The 7,072-nt window shown below is 47.8% G+C and carries 6 protein-coding genes; all 6 read left to right on the forward strand.

Features of this window, described 5'->3' with window-relative positions:
* The first annotated feature begins 13 nt into the window (after positions 1 to 13).
* A complete protein-coding gene (pyrD, locus tag BZG78_RS06590; protein WP_077460557.1) occupies positions 14 to 1,027 on the forward strand; it encodes a quinone-dependent dihydroorotate dehydrogenase in 1,014 nt (337 codons plus the stop codon).
* Between the two features lie 139 nt (positions 1,028 to 1,166).
* The gene (locus BZG78_RS06595) at positions 1,167 to 1,721 is read left to right on the forward strand and encodes a cell division protein ZapC (RefSeq protein ID WP_021023222.1); all 555 of its coding nucleotides are present in this window, start codon (positions 1,167 to 1,169) and stop codon (positions 1,719 to 1,721) included.
* 646 nt (positions 1,722 to 2,367) lie between these two features.
* On the forward strand, positions 2,368 to 4,500 hold the full coding sequence (gene rlmKL, locus BZG78_RS06600) for a bifunctional 23S rRNA (guanine(2069)-N(7))-methyltransferase RlmK/23S rRNA (guanine(2445)-N(2))-methyltransferase RlmL (RefSeq protein WP_077660732.1): 2,133 nt from the start codon (positions 2,368 to 2,370) through the stop codon (positions 4,498 to 4,500).
* Positions 4,497 to 4,751: a glutaredoxin family protein gene (locus BZG78_RS06605; RefSeq protein WP_077460555.1), complete on the forward strand. Its 255-nt coding sequence runs from the start codon at positions 4,497 to 4,499 to the stop codon at positions 4,749 to 4,751. The genes rlmKL and BZG78_RS06605 overlap by 4 nt, the downstream gene beginning before the upstream one ends.
* Positions 4,738 to 6,660 carry an ABC transporter ATP-binding protein gene (locus BZG78_RS06610; protein ID WP_077575997.1) on the forward strand — a complete coding sequence of 641 codons (1,923 nt, stop codon included), beginning with the start codon at positions 4,738 to 4,740 and terminating at the stop codon, positions 6,658 to 6,660. Before BZG78_RS06605 ends, BZG78_RS06610 begins: the two co-directional genes overlap by 14 nt.
* 181 nt (positions 6,661 to 6,841) lie before the next feature.
* Entirely contained in the window at positions 6,842 to 7,012 is a 171-nt protein-coding gene (gene rmf / locus BZG78_RS06615; protein WP_077460554.1) for a ribosome modulation factor, read from the forward strand.
* The last annotated feature ends 60 nt before the right edge of the window (positions 7,013 to 7,072 follow it).

Genomic DNA, 7,072 nt, shown 5'->3' on the forward strand with positions numbered 1-7,072 from the left:
ATTAGGAGGGATAATGCTATACCGCCTCGCCAGACCGGCTATCTTTCAGTTAGATCCAGAAAAAGCACACGACTTAACCATCAAAACGCTTTCCCGTTTCCATCACACACCGCTTCGCTTTTTATACTCTCAGCATCTTCCTCCTCGCCCAGTGACTGTCATGGGACTGCATTTTACCAATCCAGTAGGCTTAGCCGCAGGGTTAGATAAAAATGGTGAGTGTATAGAAGCGTTTGGCGCCATGGGGTTTGGCTTTGTGGAAGTGGGGACGGTTACCCCACGCGCCCAACCAGGTAATGATAAACCGCGCCTCTTTCGCCTTAAAGCGGCGGAAGGAATTATTAACCGAATGGGGTTTAACAATCATGGTGTTGAGGCCCTGATTGAAAACGTGAAACAGGCGAAAAATTTTACGGGTGTGCTCGGTATTAATATCGGTAAAAATAAAGATACACCCATTGAGCAGGGCACCGATGACTACATTGCCTGCATGCAAAAAGTATATCCGTATGCTGATTATATTGCGGTTAACATTTCCTCACCGAACACTCCCGGGTTACGAAGTTTGCAATATGGCAACATATTTGACGAGTTGCTCAGTGCGTTAAAAAAGGAACAAGGTCAATTAGCCGAAACACACGGCAAATATGTCCCCCTTGCAGTGAAGATTGCACCTGATTTAAGTTGTGATGAGATCCAACACGTCGCTGATAGTTTGGTTCGCCATAACATTGATGGCGTGATTGCGACCAATACGACGTTAGAGCGTTCGCTGGTGGATGGGATGCCGCACTACCGTGAAGCTGGTGGATTAAGTGGCCGGCCGGTACAGTTGAAAAGTACGGAAGTGATTCGTCAACTTCATCGCGCACTCAATGGAGCAATGCCGATCATTGGCGTTGGCGGTATTGACTCAGTGACAGCGGCACGTGAAAAGTTGGAGGCTGGAGCTGATTTAGTGCAACTCTATTCAGGACTTATTTATCAAGGTCCAGGCTTAGTGAAGCAAATCGTTCGTCATATTTAATTTAAAAAATAAAGTCTTAAGGCTAAAAGGGGGAGGGTTTCTTCCCCTTTTTTTTTGCCCTCAACCCATTACACTTCAGTCAATGGCAGTCTTGATATCGCCAGACCCCCAGTTTTTGAGTCTTCGCGGGAGCTGAAGTATGTTAAAACCTAACAATGCATGGAGATGGTATTTCGATGATGCATCGACATCACTGATGCTCGATTTGGGTGATGACATGGTTTTTCGCGTGGCGATCAATGCCAAACATCTCATCCCTGATGCGTTCTCGACATCCCCATTTTCAGTTGAGGACGCATCGCTTTTTCAGTATCTGACAGATCCTCTGTCATTACTGTCACTGTCCGGGCCGCGCCGGGCCGAGCTTGCTTTGAACGCAGTGGCAGCCCATCGCTTCCACAAACCTGTGCTACCCAAAAGTTGGTTTTTTGAGACGCAACAAGAAACGATCGCCGCACCCGAGTGGGGGCAGATTGTCGAACTCACGAGCCAAACCGGGGACAGGGCGCCATTTATTATTATAGAAAACGCCGGTTCAGCCTCGCTATGCATGCTCGCTCGCGAAGCCGATTTTGAACTGAGCGCAAATAAAACCATGGCGTTTTGTGGTGCGATTAAAGTAATGAACGACCGGCTATCGCAATCTAAACACCAAACTAATAGCCAAAAAGGTCGCTTTGCGTTAGTGGGCTGAGTGGCTTTCACTCAGCTCACGTTTTCTTTTATCCAACCTTTCCCCTGATTTGACGTCACTATTCCCACTTCTTTTTGCGCGATTAATGTTTCTGATACCAAACAGGTGCGTCTAAAACCTGTGATCTCTCTTCACGTTTGAGCAAAAAACGTGCACCAATAATGTCTAAAATTGGGTATTTTCGTCGCGTTTTTATCCGCTTTAACGGCAAATCTTTACCGCTTTTTCCTGTTTTACAGCAATAATCCTTTCCTTAGCCGCTATCTGGTATATACCAGTTTTTAGAGGCTAACCTAATTCCTAGTGGGAAATAATCGAATTCTGCACGCCTATCAACCCGCCATGACTCGCCTCTCAAGGCAAAGTGAATGCTTACACGTTATATTTTCTAACACTTCATGCTAGACGTGGCGCGCCTTGATTAGGTCGTGTTTCCACCAGGAAACGTAGTCAGTCAGGGTTTGCTGAGATAGGATTCCTGAGGGAAACAATAATCATCGGGTGATTGATTCTTTACAGAAACAGTGGGGTGGCGATTAATTCACCATTCAACGGAGATTGTTTCGCCTTGGGTCAACGGGGCGGGTCAGATTGATGTATAATCGGCGCCATTATGACAACCACGCCCAGAGGGTGTAGAGACTCAATGAAACACTATCTCGCTATAACCGCTCGAGGTCTCGAGCATTTGTTGGCTCAGGAGCTTGAACAGCTTGGTGCATCCAGCCTTAAGCAAGTCCATGCCGGTGTAAAATTTAAAGCCGACGATTCCACGCTTTATCAATGTTGTTTGTGGAGTCGGGTTGCATCCCGTTTTGTGCTGGTGCTGGGTGAGTTCGCGGTTCGCGATGATATGGATTTATACCTTGGCGCTACGGCGATTAATTGGCCGGATCATTTCCATTCCAGCCAGCGGATAGCGGTTGACTTTAACGGTACTAACCAAGAGATTCGCAATAGCCAATATGGTGCCCTAAAAGTCAAAGATGCGATTGTCGATAAATTTGAAAAAGCCAATCTGCCACGGCCAAGTATTGATCGTGAGCAACCAGACTTACGCATTCACATGCGCTTGTCGAAAGATAAAGGTGTGCTCGGTATTGATATGGTTGGCAGTGGTTTGCACCAACGAGGATATCGTACTCAGGCAGGGGCGGCTCCTTTACGCGAAACCCATGCAGCAGCGTTAGTGTTACGCAGTGGGTGGCAAAGCGGGCAACCTATGATGGATATCATGTGTGGTTCCGGAACGCTTCTGATTGAAGGGGCGATGATTGCCGCGAATGTCGCTCCTGGGCTTAAGCGCAAACGTTGGGGCTTTGAATCACTGCTTGGTTTTGATGACGAGGCTTTTAAAACGATCAAAGCAGAGGCGAGCGTTAAAGCTAAACGCGGGGTGAGCCAATGCCAAACGCGTTTTTATGGGACAGATAATGATGCACGTATGATTGAGACGGCCCGGGCAAACGCCCGACGCGCGGGTGTCGCAGAATTGATCGAATTTAATGTCGCAGATGCCACTGAGGTGGTCCCGCCAGAAGACTTCACCGGAGGGCATATTATCTCAAATCCCCCTTATGGTGAGCGTTTAGGCACGACGCCTGGACTGATTGCGTTGTACACGCAGCTGGGTGACCATCTTAAGCACGCGTTTGCAGGTAACACTGTCTCTTTATATTCCGGCTCGGACGAGCTGCTTAGTTGTCTACGGATGCGTGCCGATGACAAGTTTGCACTACGCAATGGCGCCCTTGATTGTGTAATGAAAACGTATGCCATTACCGCACGTGGCGTGAAAGAGGCAGGAGATGCGGCCCCGACGGTTGACGTTGCCCCTGACTTTGCCAATCGGCTCCGTAAAAACATGACAAAATTGGATAAATGGGCGAAAAAAGAGGCCATCGAGTGTTATCGACTCTATGATGCTGACCTGCCGGATTACAAAGCCGCGATTGATCGCTATCGCGACTTTTTAGTGATCCAAGAATATGCGGCACCTAAGACGATCGCCCCAGAAAAGGCACGTCGGCGATTGCTGGATATGGTGCGTGCTGCCATTGCTGTCACAGGTGTTGATGTGAATAAAGTGGTGCTCAAAACGCGTGAGAAGCAAAAAGGGAATAATCAATACCAAAAGCTGTCAGGTGCCGCGCATACTATGACCGTACAGGAATACGGTGTAACACTTGAAGTTAATCTTTATGACTACCTCGATACCGGCTTGTTTCTCGATCATCGCTACACGCGTCGACTAATTGGCGAGAAAGCGGCTGGAAAAGATGTACTTAACCTGTTTGCTTATACGGGAAGTGCATCGGTACATGCAGCGGTCGGTGGTGCACGGTCAACGACCACCGTGGATATGTCGAAAACGTATCTTGCGTGGGCTGAGCGCAATATGAAGCTTAACGGAATGGTCGGACGTCAGCATCAGTTTGAACAGGCCGACTGCTTGCAGTGGATAGAGCAATCGGACCAACAATTTGATCTTATTTTTGTTGATCCACCGACTTTCTCTAACTCGAAGCGGATGCAGACAACCTTTGACGTACAACGTGATCACATCGATTTACTATTGGCTCTCAAAGCACGGTTGCGCCCTGGGGGCGAAATTATTTTCTCCAATAACAAACGCCACTTTAAGATGGATCTTGAGCGATTGGCCGATGTCGGACTTTATGCAGAAAATATGAGTAAGCGTTCGATCCCAGAAGACTTTGCACGTAATCCCCATATTCACAATTGTTGGATTATTCAGCATCAGGACGTGGTTGCATGACACTCGTGTTATTCAGTACCGAAGGCTGTCATCTGTGTGAGCAAGCCTGGTCACTTTATCAATCACTCGGTTATCAAACGCCACTTGCAACCCAAGATATTGCCTTTGACGATACGCTCTTTGAGCGTTACGGCGTCACTATTCCGGTGATTGCAATTCGCAATCAAGCAGGAGAGGTGAGCGCAGAGTTAGGCTGGCCGTTTGATCACATACAACTACAAGCTTGGTTATCGCAACATGGCATTAATTAAAATTACCGCTGCGCAGTTAGCGTATGGCGACAATCCATTGTTAGACAAAACAGACTTCATTCTTCAGCCTGGAGAGCGTGTTTGTTTGGTTGGACGTAATGGCGCAGGCAAGTCTACGTTGATGAAGGTCATCGACGGACAAGTGCAACTTGATGATGGCACTATTCAAAGTCAATCCGAGCTTAAAGTCTCACGACTGGAGCAAGATCCACCTCGAGATAGCCCAGGTTCCGTGTTTGACTATGTCGCGGAAGGGCTTGCCGATGCGGGCGATAAGCTTAAGCAATACCATCAACTGATCGCAACGATCGAAACCGATCCTAGCGATCGAAACATCGCCGAGCTGGCAAAGGTACAAGAAGCGCTAGATCATGCCGATGCATGGCGCTTTGATAACCAAATTATGGTGGTTCTTGGTGCCCTTGGGCTGGATGGTAATACCGCGCTCAACGCGTTGTCAGGTGGCTGGCAGCGCAAGGCAGCATTAGCCCGGGCACTGGTTTGCGAGCCCGATGTATTGCTCCTCGACGAGCCGACTAACCATCTTGATGTATCGACCATTCTGTGGTTAGAGCAATTTTTGAAAGACTTTCGGGGCGCGATCGTATTTATCTCACACGATCGTTCGTTCATCGGCGCCATGGCAACACGCATTGTCGACTTAGATCGCGGTAAGCTGACATCCTGGCCGGGGAATTATCAAGCCTACCTTGATGGTAAAGAAGAGGCACTACGGGTTGAAGCTGAGCAAAACGCTGAGTTTGATAAAAAACTGGCCCAAGAAGAATCATGGATTCGTCAAGGTATTAAAGCACGTCGTACTCGTAATGAGGGAAGGGTGCGAGAACTGAAAGCGTTACGTCAAGAGCGCGCTAACCGCGTAGAGTTACAAGGTAACGCCAACTTGCAACTGGATGATGCAACGCGTTCAGGAAAAATTGTTTTTGAAGCTGAAAACGTGACATTCACTTATCAAGATGAACCGTTAATTAAACCGCTGAGCTTTACGGTGATGCGTGGTGATCGCATCGCGCTAATCGGCCCCAACGGATGCGGAAAAAGCACGCTGCTAAAACTGATGCTAGAGACGCTGACGCCCGACAGTGGCTCTTTACATGTTGGCACCAAGCTGGATGTGGCCTACTTTGACCAATACCGCGAAAAACTCGATCCGGAAAAGACCGTGATTGATAACTTGGCGGGAGGAAAAACAGAAGTTGAAGTCGGTGGGCGTAAGCGCCACGTGATGGGGTATCTGCAAGATTTCTTGTTCCATCCACGACGTGCACAAACCCCGGTAAAAGCCCTATCGGGAGGAGAGAAAAATCGCTTACTGTTAGCCAAACTGTTCCTCAAGCCTGCGAATCTCTTAGTGCTTGATGAGCCAACGAACGATTTGGACATTGAGACGTTAGAGCTGCTAGAAGACTTACTCTCTCAGTTCCAAGGAACCTTGTTGTTAGTCAGTCACGATCGACAGTTTGTTGATAATACGGTGACGCACAGTTGGATATTTGAAGGGGACGGCACGATCAATAAGTTTGTGGGCGGCTATCACGATGCGCAGCAACAACGTGAACAGTACCTCAAAGCGATTACCCCAAATGATAAAGGTACCCCATCAAACCGTCACGCTGATACGGAACAAAAGACGGCAAAACCGAAAAGTAAACCGCGGAAGCTTTCGTACAAATTACAGCGTGAATTGGAAGGTTTACCTGCGCAGCTTGAAGCATTAGAAAACGAAATTGAAGTTTTGCAATCAGAGATGAATGATCCCGAGTTTTTCTCGAAAAGTCAGGAGATTACTCAACCAAAACTTACCCGATTGGCAGAAGCGGAACACGAGCTTGAGCAAGCATTTGAACGTTGGGAAGCCTTGGAGGCAATGCAACAAGAAAGTGAGTGACGGCGTCACTTTGGGGGGGGAGATGACTCACAGTTTGTCTTTTACAGCAGCGATAGTGCTTGATTAAAAAATGTTCATGATCGAAGCTGTAGTTGATGCTTCATAAAAACGTCATGGACGGGAGCATTCTTGCGAATAGCAAGCGCAGCATTGAACAAGATGGAATGAAGAGGGCGACCCTATGAAAAGACAGAAGCGAGATCGTTTGGAACGCGCACAGTCAAAAGGCTTTCAAGCGGGAGTAAACGGTCGATCGTCTGAGATATGTCCTTACCAACAAACTGATGCAAGAAGTTACTGGCTTGGCGGGTGGCGCGAAGGCAGAACAAGTAAATCAGAGATGATGAAGTAGTCCATTTCCGTAATATGTTTGGCCTTATCATTGGATAAGGCCTTTTTAACACCCATCTAA

The organism is Salinivibrio sp. MA351, from assembly GCF_001996065.1.
In the GTDB taxonomy this organism is placed as follows: domain Bacteria; phylum Pseudomonadota; class Gammaproteobacteria; order Enterobacterales; family Vibrionaceae; genus Salinivibrio; species Salinivibrio costicola.

Bases quoted from the DNA above. Each gene is read 5' to 3' on its own strand.
- pyrD (WP_077460557.1), top strand. From the start codon at position 14: ATGCTATACCGCCTCGCCAGACCGGCTATCTTTCAGTTAGATCCAGAA.
- BZG78_RS06595 (WP_021023222.1), top strand. From the start codon at position 1,167: ATGTTAAAACCTAACAATGCATGGAGATGGTATTTCGATGATGCATCG.
- rlmKL (WP_077660732.1), top strand. From the start codon at position 2,368: ATGAAACACTATCTCGCTATAACCGCTCGAGGTCTCGAGCATTTGTTG.
- BZG78_RS06605 (WP_077460555.1), top strand. From the start codon at position 4,497: ATGACACTCGTGTTATTCAGTACCGAAGGCTGTCATCTGTGTGAGCAA.
- BZG78_RS06610 (WP_077575997.1), top strand. From the start codon at position 4,738: ATGGCATTAATTAAAATTACCGCTGCGCAGTTAGCGTATGGCGACAAT.
- rmf (WP_077460554.1), top strand. From the start codon at position 6,842: ATGAAAAGACAGAAGCGAGATCGTTTGGAACGCGCACAGTCAAAAGGC.